Origin of the sequence: Geodermatophilus obscurus (assembly GCF_900143215.1) — a bacterium.
Taxonomy (GTDB): Bacteria; Actinomycetota; Actinomycetes; order Mycobacteriales; family Geodermatophilaceae; genus Geodermatophilus; species Geodermatophilus obscurus_A.
This window is the reverse complement of sequence record NZ_FRDM01000039.1, coordinates 1-14,625: the sequence shown is the minus strand read 5'-3', so window position 1 is coordinate 14,625 and position 14,625 is coordinate 1. Positions and strand designations below refer to the sequence as shown.

Here is a 14,625-nt window from a genome sequence, read left to right as displayed (position 1 = left end):
CTGCGGCTGGCCGGGGCCGGCGCCCCCGTCGTCCGGGCTGGTGGTCAGCTGCGCTGCACCTCGACCGACTGGAGGACGACGTCCTCCACCGGGCGGTCGCCGCGGCCGGTCTGCACCTTGGCGATGCGGTCGACGACGTCCCGGCCGGCCTGGTCGGCCACCTCGCCGAAGATCGTGTGCTTGCCGGTCAGCCAGCTGGTCGGCGCGACGGTGATGAAGAACTGGGAGCCGTTGGTGCCGGGGCCGGCGTTGGCCATGGCCAGCAGGTAGGGCTTGGTGAAGGCGAGGTCGGGGTGGATCTCGTCGCCGAACTGGTAGCCCGGGCCGCCGATGCCCTGGCCCAGCGGGTCACCGCCCTGGATCATGAAGCCGTCGATGATCCGGTGGAAGACGGTGCCGTCGTAGAGGCGGTCGGTGGTCTTCGCGCGGGTCTGCGGGTGGGTCCACTCGCGGCGGCCCTCGGCCAGGTCGGCGAAGTTCGCGACCGTCTTGGGGGCGTGGTCGGGGAACAGGTCGACGGTGATGTCGCCGTGGTTGGTGTGCAGGACGGCACGGCGTGCAGGGGTCGCTTCGGTCACGACGTCCACTCTCCCACTGGTCCGCTCCCCGCGAGGCACGGGGAGCGGACGGCGGACTCGGCGATCAGATGCGCATGAGCTCCACGACGTCGAGGTTGCGGAAGTGCGCCTCCCCCTCGGTGACCTCCTGCATCCTCTTCGAGATGTCCGTGGTCACCGGGTGCTCGGAGTTGCGCATCGCGGATGCGTAGTCGGGGAACGCCACCAGCTGGACGTAGGTGTCGGCCCGGTCGTGATCGGCCGTGACCGCGATCCAGCGGGCCGTCGTCTCCCGGCCCATCCGCTCCCGCCACTCCTCGCCCAGCGCGCGGAACCCGTCGAGGTCCCGGGCGTGGAACTCGATCAGCTGGACGAAGGCGCCCTCCTCCAGTTGGAGGCCCTCCTCGTCCCGCAGCGCGGCACGCAGCCCGTCACGCAGCTCCGGGCCGTCGGTGTGCCCGTGCGCGGTGACGGCGTGCGCCACCGCCAGTTCGAGGACCTCGTCCTCCTCGCCGGAGATCTGCACGGTGCAGCTGCGCTCGCTGGGGATCGTCCGGCAGTCCAGGCTCTTGCGCGCCACGGCTCCTCCTCCGTCGCGAGGCCCCGGCCCGCCCGGCCGGTGGGCCAGTGGCCGGGGCGACGGTGACGCAGGGAGGGAGCGGCGTCCAGAGCCGGAGGTCCTGACCGATGCGGGAGCCTCAGCGGGGGGTGCAGGCGGCCGAGAGTTCCCCGTGGTAGGCGAGGACCAGCGGGGCACCGGTGCACACGACGCTGCGCCCGGGCTCGCCCGCCACCGCGCCGGCACCGGCGGCGCTCGCCGGCCACTCGGCGGCGAGGAGGGACTCGACCAACCCCGGCGCCACCGTCCGGTCCACGCGGGTGCCCTCGGGGTCGACGCCGTTCATCTCGGCGGCGTGGCGGTAGGCCTCCTGGCGGCCGAGGACCCTGTCGACCAGACCACGGTCGACGGCGGTGTAGCTGTCGAAGACGAAGGCGCCCAACTCGTCGACGATCGTCTGCGGCGGGATGCCCCGCGTCTGGGACACCCACCCGACGAACGCCTCGTACTCCCGGTCCAGGCCGCGCCCCAGGACCGCCCGCTCCTCCTCGGTCATGTCGCGGTACGGGTTGCCGAAGTCCTTGCCCCGGCCCCGGGTGAGGTACTCCTCGGTGACGCCGCCGTCGGTGGTCACGCCCGGCTCGAGCAGCGAGCCCGGGATGCCGGTGACGTCGCGGAAACGCTGGAACGGGCCCATGATCACGCCGATGCTGCCGACGAGGCTGCCGTGGTCGGCCACGACCTGGTCGGCACCCGCCATGGCGTACACCCCGCCCGAGGCCGACATGCCCTGCACGTGGGCCATCACCTGGTTGCCGGTCCGCTTCTGGTAGCGCTCAACCGCGTCGGCGATGGCGCGCGAGCCGTGGATCGTGCCGCCCGGGGTGTTGAGCTCCAGGATCAGACCATCGGCGTCCTCGGTCTCCAGGGCGTCGATGGTGTCGGCGACGTCGTAGCCGTAGGTCGCGCCGCCGAAGGTGACGCCGTCGCTCTCGCTGCCCAGGATGACGCCGGTGACCGGGACGGCGATCAGCCGCGCCGGGGCGTTCGCCGCACCCCACACGGTCTCCGTCGGCGGCCCGCTGGGCGGGCTGTCGCCGCCTGCCGTCAACCCGACCAGGGCCAGCACCATCACCATCGTCAGCCCCACGGCGACCACGGCCAGCACCACGCCGGCGCCCAGGGTCGCCCCCAGCCCGAGGGCGAAGCCGCGCCGGAAGTGGCTGGGCTGACGCATCTGCGGTACCAGCCCCGGCGGCCAGGCCGGCGGCGGTCCCTGCTCCGGCCGCCCGGCGGGCGGCCCGGCTGGTTGCACTGCCTGCTCCGGCCGTCCGGCAGGCGGCGGCGCCTCGGATGCTGGCGGCTGCGTGCTCACGTAGGGCCCCCCGGGATCTCGTGACGACGAGGCGGCGACAGTAACCACCGACATCGGCCGCGGGCCGTCACCGCGCCGCGCCGCGCCGTCCCGAGCCGTGACCAGGCTGCGGACGAGGGCACGGACGGTCGGCGGGCGTGGGCGATGACGTTCCGGTGGACCCCGCTGTCTTCGTCAGCCAGAGCCGTTCGGTCCGGGCAGCCCACGCCGCAGGGTCTCCCCGCCGCGTTGCGATCCCGGCAGGTGCCGCCGGCCTCAACGGCCTCGTCAAGACCGTGGGACGCCATGGGTCCGGCGTTGGTCGTCGGCCCACGGCGGCATCTCGGGGGACGGCTCGACGTCAGCCACGCGATGGCCGGTCGCCGGCCCGCCCGCACGGCGCTCCACCGCGGTGCGAAGCCGCCGGACGGCGCGGTCCCATCGCCGCACGAGCTGCGGACCGCGGCCCGCTCGTGGCTGCGGATCGGTCGCGCCCGGCTCTCCGAGCCAGCTGGCGAGACGGCCGGCGCGGTGCACCGCGAGCAGGCGGCGTTCGACCTGGCGCCGGGCCTTGCTGGGCACGACGAGGAGCAGCTGGTCGCCGTGGCGAAGGGTGGTCCGCCCGTCGGGCACGAGCGTCCGGCCGTCGCGGAGGATCACCGAGACCACCGCCCCCGGCGGCAGACGGAGTTCCCACATCGCCACCCCGTGCAGCTTCGAGGTCGGAGGGACGGCGAACTGGAGCAGATCGGCGTCGATCTGCTCCAGGGGGGCCGACTCGATGGCCACTTCGGTGGTGTCTTCCTCGTCGCCCACGCGCAGGCGTCGCGCCAGCGACGGCAGCGCGGGTGCCTGCACGAGGGTGAAGACGACCACCAGGACGAACACGATGTCGAAGATCTGCTGCGCGGCCGGCAGCCGGGCGCTGACGGGGATCGTCGCCAGGACGATCGGCACTGCCCCGCGCAGCCCGGCCCAGGACATGAACGCCTGTTCCCGCCACGGCACCCGGAACGGCGTCGCACACACCAGCACGGAGAGCGGCCGGGCGACCAGCAGCAGGCCACCGCCGACGATGAGAGCGGGCAGCAGCGCGGCGGGCAGCCGTTCGGGGCTGGCCAGCAAGCCCAGCAGCACGAACAAGCTGATCTGGGACAGCCATGCCAGGCCCTCGGCGAAGCCGAGAGTGGCGTTGCGGTGCGGCAGGCGGGCGTTGCCCAACCACAGGCCGGCGACGTAGACCGCCATGAACGAGGAGGCCGCCACCACCCCGGCGGCGGCGAAGGCGAACATGACGATGGCGACGGTGGCGATCGGGTACAGCCCCACCGACGGCAGGGCACTGCGGCGCAGCACGCTCTCGCCGACCCTGGCCACCACGAGCCCGACGACAGCGCCGATCGCCAGTTGGTAGACCACCTGGACCAGTCCCAGCAGCGGAGCTGCCTGCTCCCACCCGTCGGAGACGACGAGGGTCACCAGGATGATCGCCAGCGGGTCGTTGGAGCCCGACTCGGCCTCGAGGGTGGCGCGCAGGCGCCTCTTGAGCGGGAATCGTCGGAGCACCGAGAAGACTGCCGCGGCGTCGGTGGAGGAGACAACGGCGCCGAGGAGGACGGCGGTGCGCAGGTCGACATCGAGCAGCAGATGGGTCACCGCGGCGGTGATCGCCACGCTGAGGGCCACGCCCAGCGTCGCCAGCAGCAGCGAAGGCCCCAGGACGGGGCGGATGACCTCCCACCGCGTGGTCAGGCCACCCTCGGCGATGATGATGGCGAGCAGCACCAGGCCCAGCAACTGCGTGAGTTGGGCGTCCTCGAACTCGAAACCGAGCCCGGCCTCGCCGACGGTCACGCCCAGGCCGAGGTAGAGCAACAGGGTCGGCAGCCCGGCCCGCGCGGACAGCCGCACGGCCGCGACAGCGATCAGCAGGAGGGCGGTCACCGCCAGCACGACCAGGTTGAGGTCGGCGACGGACACGTCCCCTCCCTCCCCCTGTGGTCGATGGCGTTCGCGTTCGCGGCGAGTCGCGCACGAGGCGTTCGGCGGTCGCTGGCTACCGAGCGACCGGATCACCGGGCCGTGCGGTTCGTCCACACGCTGGGCGTCGCCTTCCGGCCCGTCCGGTTGGCAGCCCTTCCGTTACTGCGCATGGTCGCCGCCCTCCACCCGTCGCGAGATCCGTGACGACGCCCACTCTCGCGGGCGGTCACGGTCCTCTGAATGGGGGCTGCTCTCCATCTTCGGGCCCACCCTCGGCCCCACGGCGGGTCATACCTGACGCTCGACGGAGAGGGCCTGTGCGGAGTGGCCGCGGGAGGGCGGTGGCTGGTGGGCCGATGATCGCGGGGTCCCGACGGGGGCGGCGTCCCGCTGTTCTGGCGGGTCTGCCTGATCAACGGTGCGGCGCTCACGGTCGGCACGACCGCGCCGCCTGGTCCGGGGCACCCCCGGGACCCACGGCCGTCGCTCGGTGCCGCTGCCGTCGTTCCTCGTCGACGAACTCGCCCGGACGGTGGTGACCCGCCCCGCCGACGAGCTGGCCTTCCCCTCGCCGCAGGGCGCGGTGCTGCGCAATCGCAACGCCCGCTCCGCCTGGTTCGACGCCGCGGCCCGGGTTATCGGGGAGCCCGGCCTCACGCCGCACGAACTCCGGCACACCGCGGCCTCGCTGGCGATCGAGGCGGGTGCCAACGTCAAGGCGGTGCAGCGGATGCTCGGACACGCATCCGCGGCCGTGACCCTGGACCGCTGCGCCGACCTGTTCGACGACGACCTGGACGAGGTGGGCGACCGGTTGGACGCCCTGCGGGCGGCCTCCCGCGGACTTCTTGCGGGCTGCGCCGGCTCAGCGGCGCACCGAGGTTCCGCCGTCCGCCGGAGAAACGCAGGTCAGACCGGTGTCGAAGGAGTGGAGACGAGGGGAATCGAACCCCTAACCCCCGCCTTGCAAAATCGACCGAGGGGTGGTTTGGCAGAGTGGGCTACGACTGAAGACCCGTCCTGACCAGCACTTTCACGGTTGGCCGTCGTTTGGCGATGCTGGCCGTTTCTGGCCGTTTTGCGGACTATCTGCGGACTTCGTGCGGACTGCGGGGACGCGGCCGCCGTTGCGTCGGAAGCTGCTCTGGGAGGCAGCACCCGCCCCATCACCGCGCGGGAGTCTCTCCGACTGCGCCCGCCGCCGGAAGGGCGCTTGCGCGTCCCTCCGGGATGGGCCTTCGGCCCACCCCTTCCCCCGGCGCTGCTCAGTCGGAGGAAGGCGGGTTATGGGAAGCGGGGTGGACCCTCGGCTGACCGCCCGGGTCCTGTCTTCCGCGGGCAGGGCTGACGTCATCGATCCGCTGGTGGCGATGGCGGGTCCTCTGACCACGATCGGTACAGCTGGTGGATGCCCTCGGACTCGGCCAGCACGGTGCGCCACTGGGGATTCTGCGGCTCTCCGCCCCCATCTCGATGCACCACAGCACTGCCCGACTCGAGGGTCTGTCGCGGCGTGACGAAGTGCCCGTCTGAGCGGACGGGTGCACAGGTGGAGGTGCGCGTAGGTGGCGTGGCCCTTGCCGGCCGGGTGCCAGTGCATCGCCCACAGCTTCGCGTTGTCCGGCGTCCGGAACTCGTACAGGTAGGCCGACGTCGTAACCCGCCAGCGCCCCTGCTCGACGTCGTACTTCTCGGAGTCGGTCGAGATGATCCGGTAGTGCATGGACGCCAGGAACCGACAACCGGCCGCGTCACCACGCAGAGAGAGGCCGTCTCCGCCGTTGAGGCTCCACAGGTGCGTCTTGCCCGTCGTCGCTCGGCCGCCAGGCGAAACGACGATCTTGCCGGTGCCGAGGCAGGTCACCGCTCGTTCGAGAGGGCCAGGAACGCTTCGACCGCTTGGTATGGCGACGCTCCTGGCACGAGGCGTCAGCGGACGAGGGGCAGGGCCATGAGCACGTCGAGCAGCCCGGGATGGGCATCGGGATTGACGTCGTCGAACGTGCCCTCGTCCAGGTCGGCGAGGAAGTCCTCCCCGCTCAAGTCCAGGGCACGGCGGGCGATCCGGTCGAAGGCGACTGCAGCTTCCTCGGGGGTGAGCTCCTTCGCTTCGACAGACGCGTTGCTCTCCGCGATCGACATGGTCACCCCTCCTTCATCCACACGTCCGTCCACAAGGACGTCCACAAGGACGTCCACAAGGTCTGTCTATAGGGTGCCACCGACGGAAGGCGTCCGGAGAGCCGAGGAGCGTGCGCCGTCACACGTTAGGGGCGAGTCGTTGTCGACAGACACCATGTCAGTCCTCAGTGACGGTGCCCGTGGTCCGGAGGTCGCAGCATTTCTTGCGCGGAGTCCGGGAAGGCACCCTGCAGCTGGTCCGATCCGGCCAGGGTCACCGGTAGCCGATCACGTTCGACCGAGATGAACCCAAACCGCACGAAGTACCGGTCCGCAGTCTCGGTGAGCAGGGCGCCGGGTGCGCCGCTCCTGTCGGTGTGCCCGGTCGCGGCAGCGATGAGCGCGGCACCCACGCCGCAGTCCCGCCGGGCGGGCGAGACTGCGGCCGACCGGAGCGAGGAACGCTGTGTCGTCGGCGGTGCCGTGCTGCTCGAGGGCAACGGTTCCGACCACGACGCCGGCCAGGTCAGCCACCAGGACCAGCGCTACCTCAGCCCAGTTCGTCCACCTGCAGCCCAGCACCGGACACCTGGCATGGACTGCGCGGCGGGCCGCTTGAGCCCAGGGGCTGGGCTGGCAGCAGCGTGCGATCGCGGCGAGTCGGGCGCACGTCGCGGCCCGCTGCAGCTGAGCGCTGCGGTCGGCGCGACCAGCAGGGCGACCTCTGGCGTGATCATGGCAAGGTCCTCTTTCTCGGGTGATCAGCAGCAGGCGGCCGTGGTGGCCGGCTGGCCGGACTCCGTCGACTCGGACGCCGCGGTGTCGTTGGAGGCGGTGCCGCAGCAGACCTCGCCGGCGGGTGCCTGTCCGGCGTCGACGAGGGTCTTCGGACTGACACCGAAGGTGTCGCTGTCGGCGAGCACCGTGTAGACCTCCCAGCGCTCACCGCCGGGGCCAGTGACCCAGACCTTGTCCTGGGTGGCGAAGCAACAGGTGGTGCCCATCTCCTCGTCGGTGAACAGACCCGCACCCGAGAGGCGGGCGATCTCGGAGTGCACCTTGTCGGTGGTGTCCACCTCGACACCGAGGTGGTTGAGGGTGCCACCCTTGCCGGGGTTCTCCAGGAGCACGAGCTTCAGCGGCGGCTCAGTGATGGCGAAGTTGGCGTAGCCGGGCTTGCGCTTGGCCGGCTCGGCGCCGAGCAGCTTGCTGTAGAAGGCGACGGCCGTCTCCAGGTCGTCGACGTTGAGGGCGAGCTGGACGCGGGACATGCGGACCTCCGAGGGGTTAGACGTACGTCTAAGTGGTGGGGACCACCGTGCCAACCCTTTCGACATTCGTCAAGTAGGTGGCAGAATCGTCCCCATGCCAAAGGCTCTCCCGGTCATCGACGCCACCGCGCCGGTCTGCTGCGCACCGGTAGCGGCAGCGCCGATGGGTGAGGACGCGGCGCTCGAGGTTGCGGTGCGACTGAAGGCCCTCGCCGACCCGGTGAGGCTGCGGTTGCTCTCGCTACTCCTCGCCAGCGAGGAGGTCTGCACCTGCGACCTGGCCCCGGCGGTGGACCTGACTGAGGCCACCGTCTCCCACCACCTTGGTCAACTCAAGAAGGCTGGCTTCATCTCCGGCGAGCGCCGCGGGATGAATGTCTACTACCGCGCCCACCGCGACGCGCTCGGCGCGATGGCGCAGGTCATCGATCCCGCCTGCTGCTGATTCTTCCCACCGACGAGACGGGTCAGGCGGTGACCAGCTTGCCGACGCCGGGCAGGTCGGCACCCACGGCCTGCATCGCGCCGGGCACGAGGGAGTAGTGCGCCCACACGCCACGCTTGTCGCGGCGGAGGAAGCCGGCGTCGACCAGGACCTTGCAGTGGTGGGACACGGTCGGCTGGGTCAGCTCCAGCGGGCCAGTGAGGTCGCAGATGCAGGCCTCGCCGGTCGGGCTGGCCGCGATGAGGGACAGCAGCCGCAGCCGCGCCGGGTCGGCGAGCGCCTTGAGGGTGCGCGCGAGGTCTGCTGCCCGCTGGGGGCTCAACCCCCCATCGAGAGCAACTGGCGCGCAGGTAGCGCCGTCCGCAACCGCCAACAGCGGTAGCTCCGAGCCAGTTCGGCTGTTGTTCACCCGCCCAGTCTGCCGACCACATTGACCGATGTCGATGCCTAGGACAGAGTTATCGACGGACGTCGATGCCTTGTGGTGCGACGGCCGATGCCGGTGGGGACCACGCTCCGGCATGCCACAGACGTGAAGGGGCCCCCGGACCGCAATGAGTGACACCGTGCACGAGACCGCCCGAGCCGGCGCTGAAGCGCCGGTGCTTGCGCGCTTGTCCACACTGGACCGCTTCCTGCCGGTGTGGATCATCGCCGCCATGGCCCTGGGCCTCGGGCTGGGGCGGCTCATCCCCGGCCTGGACGACGCACTCGACGCCGTCACGGTGGGCGATGTCAGCCTCCCGATTGCCATCGGGCTGCTGCTGATGATGTACCCGGTGCTGGCCAAGGTGCGGTACTCCGAGCTCGACCGGGTGACCGGCGACCGCAAGCTGCTGGGCGCCTCTCTGGTGCTGAACTGGCTGCTCGGGCCGGCGCTGATGTTCGCCCTGGCCTGGCTGCTGCTACCTGACCTGCCCGAGTACCGCACCGGCCTGATCATCGTGGGACTGGCCCGCTGCATCGCGATGGTGCTGATCTGGAACGACCTGTCCTGCGGCGACCGTGAAGCGGGCGCCGTGCTGGTGGCGATCAACTCGGTGTTCCAGATCGTCGCCTTCGCCGTCCTCGGCTGGTTCTACCTGCAGGTCCTGCCCGGCTGGCTCGGGCTGTCGACGACGTCGGCGGAGTTCAGCGTCTGGGCGATCGTGCTGAGTGTCCTTGTGTTCCTCGGCATCCCGCTGCTGGCTGGCTTCCTCACCCGCACCTTCGGCGAGCGGGCGAAGGGCCGGGACTGGTACGAGTCGACGTTGCTGCCCAAGATCGGACCCATCGCGCTGTACGGGCTGCTGTTCACCATCGTCATGCTGTTCGCTCTGCAGGGCGACGCCATCACCTCTCAACCCTGGGACGTTGCCCGCATCGCGCTGCCCCTGCTGGCGTACTTCGCGCTCATGTTCGGGGGGTCGTTCCTGCTCGGCATGCGCCTGGGGCTGGGCTACGCCAAGACCGCGACGCTGGCATTGACCGCCGCGGGCAACAACTTCGAGCTCGCCATCGCCGTGGCGATCGGCACCTTCGGCGTGACCAGCGGCCAGGCCCTGGCCGGCGTCGTCGGCCCGCTCATCGAGGTGCCCGTCCTGGTCGGGCTCGTCTACGTGTCCCTGTGGGCCGCCCGCCGCTGGTTTCCAGGAGATCCCACCGTCCCCGACGCCGTCCGGAGTGCCCGATGACCGACGACCACAAGTCCCTGCCCGGCCTGCTGGCCCCCGAATCAGGGCTGCACCGCCTGGCGGACCAGCTCGCCGAGCGCTTCACCGGCGTCTTCGCCCGGGAGACCATCGACCGCTACGTCTTCGAGTCCTACACAGCCCTGGCGCGCACGGCCAAGGTCACCACGCACCTGCCCGTGCTGGCCGGGCGCTTTGCCACCGAGCGGCTCACCGCGCTGGCGCAGGCGAAGGGCGCCATCGCCAGCGATGTCTGCGAGGTGCTGTTCGTCTGCGTGCAGAACGCGGGCCGCTCTCAGATGGCAGCAGGGCTGCTCGCCCACCACGGTGGCGGCAGGGTCCACGTCCGCTCGGCCGGGTCCCAGCCGGCCGCGAGCATCGACAACTCCGTCGTCGAGGCCATGACCGAGGTCGGCATCGACATCACCGCCGAGTTCCCCAAGCCCCTCACCGACGACGTCGTCCGCGCCGCCGACATCGTGGTCACCATGGGCTGCGGCGACGCCTGCCCGGTCTACCCCCGCAAGCGCTACCTCGACTGGCAGGTCCGCGACCCCGCCGGGCTGTCCCTCGGCGAGGTCCGCGCCATCCGCACCGACATCGACACTCGCGTCCGCGCCCTGCTGGCGGAGCTGCACCCCGCCGCCGCGCCGGCCTGACTCCTCACCCCACACGGAAGGGTCCTCGTGTCCGACAAGCCCAGCGTCCTGTTCGTCTGCGTGCACAACGCCGGCCGGTCGCAGATGGCCGCCGGCTGGCTGCGCCACCTGGCCGGCGACACCGTCGAGGTCCGCTCCGCCGGCTCCGTCCCCGCCGACCAGGTGAACCCCGCCGCGGTCGACGCGATGGCCGAGGTCGGGATCGACATCACCGACCAGACCCCGAAGGTGCTCACGACCGAGGCCGTCGAGGCCTCCGACGTCGTCATCACCATGGGCTGCGGTGACGCCTGCCCCGTCTTCCCCGGCAAGCGCTATCTCGACTGGGCGCTCGAGGACCCCGCCGGCAAGGGCGTGGACTCCGTCCGCCCCATCCGCGACGAGATCGAAACCCGCATCCGCGGACTGCTCACCGAACTGCAGAGCGAGTCGGCCGCCACCGCCCGATGAGCGACCGGCCGAAGGTCCTGTTCGTCCGCGTCAAGAACGCCGGCAAGTCCCAGGTGGCCGCCGGCCTCATGAAGCAGCTGGCCGGCGACACCGTCGACGTCTCCTCGACCGGCACCCGGGCCGGTACAGCCCTCAACGAGCTGTCCGTTCAGTCCCTGGCCGAGATCGGCATCGACATCGCCGCCGAGCACCCCAAGCCCATCACCGACGAGATGATCCAGGCCGCCGACGTGGTGATCACCCTCGGAAGCGAGGCGCACATCGAGCCCGTCGACGGCGCCCGCTTCGGACAGTGGGTCACCGACGAGCCCTCCGAGCGGGGCATCGACGGGATCGCGCGCATGCGCCTCGTACGCGATGACATCGACAGGAACGTGCGCGAATTGGCTCAGCAGCTGGGCGCCACAGTTCGAGAGGACCTTCGACCGCATGACGGCCAGGTCGGTGAGCGCACAGGGACTTGATCGGGCTGACGAGCTCCACCGGCCCTGCGCACGCCGGGCGGCGTTGGCACACGACCCGGCCGGCCTGATCAGCGCGAACGGTTCAGGTGGTCTGCGAGGGTGGCGGCGAATCCCTCAGCAACGGCCAACTGCTCGCGCAATGCGGTGACGCGGGCGGTGGCGGCTTCGTGGAACATCCGAAGCCGGTCGATCAGCGCCTCCCGCTCGTCGTCGCCGGCGGTCTCGAAGTCAGCGAGCAGGGTGAGCAGCTGGTGCATCTCCTCGAGGCTGAACCCGAGCGGTTTCATCCGCTTGATGACCTCGAGGCGCGCGACGTCCTCGTCGCTGTACAGCCGATATCCGCCTTCGGAGCGCGTGGTGGGGACGACCAGGCCGTTCTCCTCGTAGAAGCGGATGGTGCGCAGGCTCAGGCCGGTCCGCTGGGCGACCTGACCGATCTGCAGCAGCCCCCCGCGGGCACTTCTGGTCACCTCCCTTTCGTGGTGCACGGCAGAGCGGTCCGGGCCAGGGCGCGGATCGATTCCGGACATCAGTGCGCCCCGGCCAGCCGGCCGGTGTGCCGGTCGAACCGGTCGGCCGAGTGGCCCTGCAGCCCGACGATCTCGACCTTCTTGCTGCGGGTCTCGTACTTGTGGGTGATGGCGTCGAGGGCGGCGACGGTGGAGGCGTCCCAGACGTGGGCCCGGGAAAGATCGATGACCACGTTCTCCGGGTCGTCGGCGTACTCGAACTGGGTGTAGAGGTCGTTGCTCGACGCGAAGAACAGCGCGCCGTCCACGGTGTAGCGCGCCGTGTCGCCCTCGACCACCCGGTCGACGTCGACGAGGTGGGCGATGCGCTGGGCGAAGAGCACGCAGGCCACGAGGACGCCGACGCCAACGCCGATCGCCAGGTTGTGCGTGAGCAGCGTGACGGCGACCGTCGAGAGCATCACGGTCGTCTCGCTCTTCGGCATCCGATGGATCGTCTGCAGGGAGTGCCAGTCGAAGGTGGCGATCGACACGAAGATCATCACGGCGACCAGCGCGGCCATGGGGATGACGCTCACGATGTCGCCCAGCGCCACGACCAGGACCAGCAGGAACGCGCCCGCGAGGAACGTGGACAGCCGGGTGCGGGCACCCGACGCCTTCACGTTGATCATGGTCTGGCCGATCATGGCGCAGCCGCCCATGCCGCCGAAGAACCCGGAGGCCATGTTGGCCACGCCCTGGCCCCACGACTCGCGGGTCTTGTCCGAGTGGGTGTCGGTGATGTCGTCGACCAGCTTGGCCGTCATAAGCGACTCCATCAGGCCCACGAAGGCCACGCCCAGCGCGTAGGGGGCGATGATGCCGAGCGTCTCGACGGTGAAGGGCACGTCCGGCAGGAGGAAGAACGGCAGGCTGTCAGGCAGCTCGCCCTCGCCGCCGACGTCGGGCAGGTCCCAGCCGACGGTGACGACCAGCGTCGTCAGCACGACGATCGCGACCAGCGGCGGCGGCACGACGGTCGTCAGGCGGGGGAGCAGGAAGATGATCGCAAGCCCGGCGGCCACCATCGGGTAGACCAGCCACGGGACGTCGACCAGCTGCGGCAGCTGGGCGGTGAAGATCAGGATCGCCAGCGCGTTGACGAAGCCGACCATGACGCTGCGCGGGATGAAGCGCATGAGCCGGGCGACACCGGCGGCGGCCAGCAGGATCTGGAAGACGCCGCCGAGGATCACGGCGGCGAAGAGGTACTGGACGCCGTACTCCAGCGCCAGCGGTGCCACCACCAGTGCGATCGCGCCAGTGGCCGCGGTGATCATCGCCGGGCGGCCGCCGGTGAAGGCGATGACCACGGCCATGACGAAGGAGGAGAACAGGCCGACCCGAGGGTCGACGCCGGCGAGGATGGAGAAGCTGATCGCCTCGGGGATGAGCGCCAGGGCGACGACGAGGCCGGCGAGGACCTCGGTGCGAGCCACCCTCGGCGACAGCCAGGCCGGACGGGACAGGCGCGGCCGACGCAGCGCGGGCAGAGCAGAGGACATGCCACCGATTCCGGGTTGAGCGCCTCAGAGGCGCAGCGGTACAGCACGAGTGGTTCTGAGACTGGAGCGGGTGCGACGCTGCACCGGCGCGATCAGGCCCGGGAGCCACGCCGGCTGGCACGTCGGTCGATAGCGCCGCACTCCGTGGCCTTCTACAACATAACCCTCACGTTAGGGAAGGTCCCCGTGGGATTGGTCACGGCGCGCCTCCGATGTCGGCGGATCCCCGCGCGGAGCAGACACAGCCCGCGGATGCCGCTGACCCGGCGGGGCCTGGACACATGCGTTGGGGGGCCCGCGGGCCAGGTGAACGACGGCGGACCGCCGACAGCTCGCGAAGTACGACCCAGCACGACGCCATGACCCCTCGTCCTACGAGAACTCATCCTCGAGAAACGGGCGGCAGCACTCTCCATAAACGTCCAGGCATTTACGGAAGAACGGCACGCATGCTACCAATGAAGGTAGTCCGGGCCCCGCTTCACGGGGCCCATCGCCGTTTCTAGGGGTGACCTGTTGGTCATTGTTGGGTGGCGCTGAGAATGCGCGGTGGAATGAAGGTGTACGCCGGGTCGCCAGCGGCTGCCCGGGCGTATCTGGAGGCCGACCGCGGCCGGGCCGATGACTACTACCTGACCGAGGGCACCGGCCTGGCCCGCCGCTTCGTGGCCCGCGACCTGCGGGTGACCGAGCGTGCGCCGCTCACGGGGGAGACCTACGAAACCTGGGTGGCCGGCCGTGACCCGGACACCGGTGAGCCGCGGGGGCGGCTGCGGACCGATGAGCGTGCGGTGCGGTTCGTCGAGGTGGTGGTCAACGGCCCGAAGTCCTGGTCGCTGGCCGCCGCGATGCACGACGACGTCGCGGCCGCCTACGACGCCGCGCAGGACCGCGCCGCCGCCCAGATCATCGGCTGGCTCGCCGCCCACGCGACCACCCGGGTCGGCCCCCGTGGCGGCCAGGTCCAGGTGCCGGTGGAGATGCTGGAGGCGGTGACGGTGCGGCACTACACCTCCCGCGCCGCAGACCCGCACCGGCATCTGCACCTGCACCTGCACCTGCACCTGCACCTGCA

General features: G+C 70.9%; 16 protein-coding genes. 7 read left to right on the top strand and 9 right to left on the bottom strand.

What is annotated here, in order from left to right:
- Positions 1–44 precede the first annotated feature (44 nt).
- From BUB17_RS21435 to BUB17_RS21420, 4 genes are all read right to left on the bottom strand, one after another.
- On the bottom strand, positions 45–578 hold the full coding sequence (locus tag BUB17_RS21435; RefSeq protein WP_072920720.1) for a peptidylprolyl isomerase: 534 nt from the start codon (positions 576–578) through the stop codon (positions 45–47).
- A 64-nt stretch (positions 579–642) separates the two neighbouring features.
- On the bottom strand, positions 643–1,137 hold the full coding sequence (locus BUB17_RS21430; RefSeq protein WP_072920699.1) for a DUF1059 domain-containing protein: 495 nt from the start codon (positions 1,135–1,137) through the stop codon (positions 643–645).
- Positions 1,138–1,255: 118 nt separating this feature from the next.
- Positions 1,256–2,353 carry a S49 family peptidase gene (locus tag BUB17_RS21425; protein WP_175561448.1) on the bottom strand — a complete coding sequence of 366 codons (1,098 nt, stop codon included), beginning with the start codon at positions 2,351–2,353 and terminating at the stop codon, positions 1,256–1,258.
- Between the two features lie 405 nt (positions 2,354–2,758).
- Positions 2,759–4,450: a potassium/proton antiporter gene (locus tag BUB17_RS21420; protein WP_083606499.1), complete on the bottom strand. Its 1,692-nt coding sequence runs from the start codon at positions 4,448–4,450 to the stop codon at positions 2,759–2,761.
- 493 nt (positions 4,451–4,943) lie between these two features.
- Between BUB17_RS21420 and BUB17_RS21415 the strand changes: the two genes are divergently transcribed.
- The gene (locus BUB17_RS21415) at positions 4,944–5,477 is read left to right on the top strand and encodes a tyrosine-type recombinase/integrase (RefSeq protein ID WP_244277416.1); all 534 of its coding nucleotides are present in this window, start codon (positions 4,944–4,946) and stop codon (positions 5,475–5,477) included.
- A gap of 905 nt (positions 5,478–6,382) precedes the next feature.
- Here the strand turns inward: BUB17_RS21415 and BUB17_RS21410 are convergent.
- Both BUB17_RS21410 and BUB17_RS21400 read right to left on the bottom strand, forming a co-directional pair.
- Positions 6,383–6,595 carry a hypothetical protein gene (locus tag BUB17_RS21410; RefSeq protein WP_072920719.1) on the bottom strand — a complete coding sequence of 71 codons (213 nt, stop codon included), beginning with the start codon at positions 6,593–6,595 and terminating at the stop codon, positions 6,383–6,385.
- Positions 6,596–7,335: 740 nt separating this feature from the next.
- Positions 7,336–7,845 (bottom strand): ArsI/CadI family heavy metal resistance metalloenzyme, encoded by a 510-nt coding sequence (locus BUB17_RS21400; RefSeq protein ID WP_072920696.1) that lies wholly within the window; start codon positions 7,843–7,845, stop codon positions 7,336–7,338.
- Between the two features lie 94 nt (positions 7,846–7,939).
- On the opposite strand from BUB17_RS21400, the gene BUB17_RS21395 reads away from it, so the two are divergent.
- Positions 7,940–8,290 (top strand): Rv2640c family ArsR-like transcriptional regulator, encoded by a 351-nt coding sequence (locus BUB17_RS21395; RefSeq protein WP_072920695.1) that lies wholly within the window; start codon positions 7,940–7,942, stop codon positions 8,288–8,290.
- A gap of 22 nt (positions 8,291–8,312) precedes the next feature.
- On the opposite strand, the gene BUB17_RS28005 is transcribed toward BUB17_RS21395, so the two are convergent.
- Positions 8,313–8,612: an ArsR/SmtB family transcription factor gene (locus BUB17_RS28005; protein WP_244277415.1), complete on the bottom strand. Its 300-nt coding sequence runs from the start codon at positions 8,610–8,612 to the stop codon at positions 8,313–8,315.
- Positions 8,613–8,904: 292 nt separating this feature from the next.
- On the opposite strand from BUB17_RS28005, the gene arsB reads away from it, so the two are divergent.
- The 4 genes from arsB to BUB17_RS21370 are packed head-to-tail and all read left to right on the top strand — an operon-like array spanning position 8,905 to position 11,533.
- Entirely contained in the window at positions 8,905–9,963 is a 1,059-nt protein-coding gene (gene arsB / locus BUB17_RS21385; protein ID WP_280173903.1) for an ACR3 family arsenite efflux transporter, read from the top strand.
- Complete coding sequence (locus BUB17_RS21380; RefSeq protein ID WP_072920693.1) at positions 9,960–10,619, top strand: arsenate reductase ArsC; 660 nt, start codon at positions 9,960–9,962, stop codon at positions 10,617–10,619. Before arsB ends, BUB17_RS21380 begins: the two co-directional genes overlap by 4 nt.
- Positions 10,620–10,646: 27 nt before the next feature.
- Positions 10,647–11,069, top strand: a complete 423-nt coding sequence (locus tag BUB17_RS21375; RefSeq protein WP_072920692.1) for an arsenate reductase ArsC — start codon at positions 10,647–10,649, stop codon at positions 11,067–11,069.
- Positions 11,066–11,533 (top strand): arsenate-mycothiol transferase ArsC, encoded by a 468-nt coding sequence (locus tag BUB17_RS21370; protein WP_072920691.1) that lies wholly within the window; start codon positions 11,066–11,068, stop codon positions 11,531–11,533. The genes BUB17_RS21375 and BUB17_RS21370 overlap by 4 nt, the downstream gene beginning before the upstream one ends.
- Positions 11,534–11,601: 68 nt before the next feature.
- Here the strand turns inward: BUB17_RS21370 and BUB17_RS21365 are convergent, their stop codons facing one another.
- Both BUB17_RS21365 and BUB17_RS21360 read right to left on the bottom strand, forming a co-directional pair.
- A complete protein-coding gene (locus tag BUB17_RS21365; RefSeq protein WP_072920717.1) occupies positions 11,602–12,003 on the bottom strand; it encodes a MerR family transcriptional regulator in 402 nt (133 codons plus the stop codon).
- Positions 12,004–12,062: 59 nt separating this feature from the next.
- Positions 12,063–13,550 (bottom strand): SulP family inorganic anion transporter, encoded by a 1,488-nt coding sequence (locus BUB17_RS21360; RefSeq protein ID WP_072920690.1) that lies wholly within the window; start codon positions 13,548–13,550, stop codon positions 12,063–12,065.
- Between the two features lie 554 nt (positions 13,551–14,104).
- On the opposite strand from BUB17_RS21360, the gene BUB17_RS21355 reads away from it, so the two are divergent.
- Positions 14,105–14,625, top strand: a 521-nt coding sequence (locus BUB17_RS21355; protein WP_244277414.1) for a relaxase domain-containing protein, incomplete at its 3' end; no start/stop codon positions are given.